The sequence below is a fragment of the Okeania sp. SIO2B9 genome (genome assembly GCF_010672505.1).
GTDB classification, from domain to species: Bacteria; Cyanobacteriota; Cyanobacteriia; order Cyanobacteriales; family Microcoleaceae; genus Okeania; species Okeania hirsuta.
The window spans coordinates 1-1,632 of the sequence record NZ_JAAHGK010001512.1; the positions used below are offsets into that span (position 1 = coordinate 1).

Sequence of the window (1,632 nt, forward strand, 5' to 3'; positions counted from 1 at the left end):
CTTCAGGAGCGCCAACCATTCGTTGATGATTTATTAACCAATTCATCTCTGCCTCTGGCACATCCCCATCAGCTCCAGCAATAGCGAGCAACGACCGGAAGGTTGGAAAAACCTCACCTGTTTAAATACAATCGTCATCGACTGGCTCAATTGTTAACAATAGAAAGAGAACGAGAATTAGTTAAAGAAGCAGAAGCTTCTACTCAAGAAGTAGCAGCATCAGTTTCAAGTACATCTGTTGAAACAGCAGATAGTCCAGAATAAAAAATTAAAAACTTAATATGTGTTGCAATTAGTAAATTATTAATTGTTGACATTTTACAAGTATTTATCGGGAAAATTAAAGAACACTTTATTACTCATAAAACAAGGAAAATTATGGCAGCTAAAGAAAGAGTAGGTGTAGTTGTCAGCAACAAAATGGACAAAACAATAGTGGTGGCGATCGAAAACAGGTCTGCTCACCCGAAGTACGGCAAAACAGTCGTGAAAACTAAAAAATATAAAGTTCACGACGAAGAAAATAAATGTAACGAAGGCGATCGCGTTCGGATTACAGAAACTCGTCCCATGAGTCGTACTAAACGTTGGCAACTTGCTGAAATCCTAAATTCCAAGATTAGTTAATGGTTGGTTTTATTGGTCGAATAAAACTATTAAAATTAACAAATCAATTAACTTTAATTCTAACACATCTATAAAACATCACAGAGACAGCAATGATTCAACAACAGTCCATATTAAATGTAGCTGATAATAGCGGTGCCCGAAAATTAATGTGCATCCGTGTAATAGGTGGTGGCAATCGTCGCTATGCTCGTATAGGTGACGTTATAATAGCTGTAGTCAAAGACGCATCTCCTAACATGGCTGTCAAAAAGTCAGATGTAGTGAGAGCTGTTGTTGTCCGTACTAGGAAAGGTTTACGTCGAGATACTGGTATGAGCATTAGATTTGATGATAATGCAGCAGTAATTATCAACCAGGATGGAAATCCACGAGGGACTCGTGTATTTGGCCCAGTAGCTCGTGAATTACGAGACAAAAATTTTACTAAAATCGTATCCCTAGCACCGGAGGTACTGTAAATGGCTAAAAAGAAAAAATCTCAAATGAGCGCACAGGGAAAACCTATACGCTATAAGATGCACGTTAAGAAAGGTGACACAGTTCAAATAATTGCCGGAAAAGATAAAGGCAAAGTAGGCGAAATTCTGAAGGTGTTGCCAAAAGTTAGCAAAGTTGTAGTGAAAGAAATTAACGTCAAAACAAAGCACGTTAAACCTCAGCAAGAAGGAGAGTCAGGTAAAATTGTTACCATTGAAGCTCCGATTCATAGTTCTAACGTTATGCTCTACTCTAGCAAAGAAAAAGTAGCTAGTCGCATTTGTTATACATTTACAGATGATGGTCGCAAAGTGCGAAAGCTCAAAAAAACAGGAGAAATTATTGATTAAACAGACCAAAATCAAATTACTTTATTACTAAGTAAATTTACTAAACTATATAGTTACTAAAACTATGGCAGAAAGACTAAAGAATTTTTACCAAGAAAAAATTGTTCCCAAAATGATGGAGCAGTTTAAGTATAAAAATATTCACCAGGTACCAAAACTGGTTAAAGTAACATTG

At 36.5% G+C, this 1,632-nt stretch carries 4 protein-coding genes and 1 pseudogene; all 5 read left to right on the top strand.

What is annotated here, in order from left to right; genetic code table 11:
* Nucleotides 1-102 precede the first annotated feature (102 nt).
* Complete coding sequence (locus F6K13_RS32150) at nucleotides 103-264, top strand: hypothetical protein (RefSeq protein WP_375340692.1); 162 nt, start codon at nucleotides 103-105, stop codon at nucleotides 262-264.
* A gap of 114 nt (nucleotides 265-378) precedes the next feature.
* A complete protein-coding gene (rpsQ, locus tag F6K13_RS32155; RefSeq protein ID WP_124145123.1) occupies nucleotides 379-627 on the top strand; it encodes a 30S ribosomal protein S17 in 249 nt (82 codons plus the stop codon).
* Between the two features lie 92 nt (nucleotides 628-719).
* The gene (gene rplN, locus F6K13_RS32160; RefSeq protein WP_124145122.1) at nucleotides 720-1,088 is read left to right on the top strand and encodes a 50S ribosomal protein L14; all 369 of its coding nucleotides are present in this window, start codon (nucleotides 720-722) and stop codon (nucleotides 1,086-1,088) included.
* Nucleotides 1,089-1,457 carry a 50S ribosomal protein L24 gene (rplX, locus tag F6K13_RS32165; protein WP_124145121.1) on the top strand — a complete coding sequence of 123 codons (369 nt, stop codon included), beginning with the start codon at nucleotides 1,089-1,091 and terminating at the stop codon, nucleotides 1,455-1,457.
* 64 nt (nucleotides 1,458-1,521) lie between these two features.
* A pseudogene (gene rplE, locus F6K13_RS32170) lies at nucleotides 1,522-1,632 on the top strand (50S ribosomal protein L5); the annotation flags it as partial.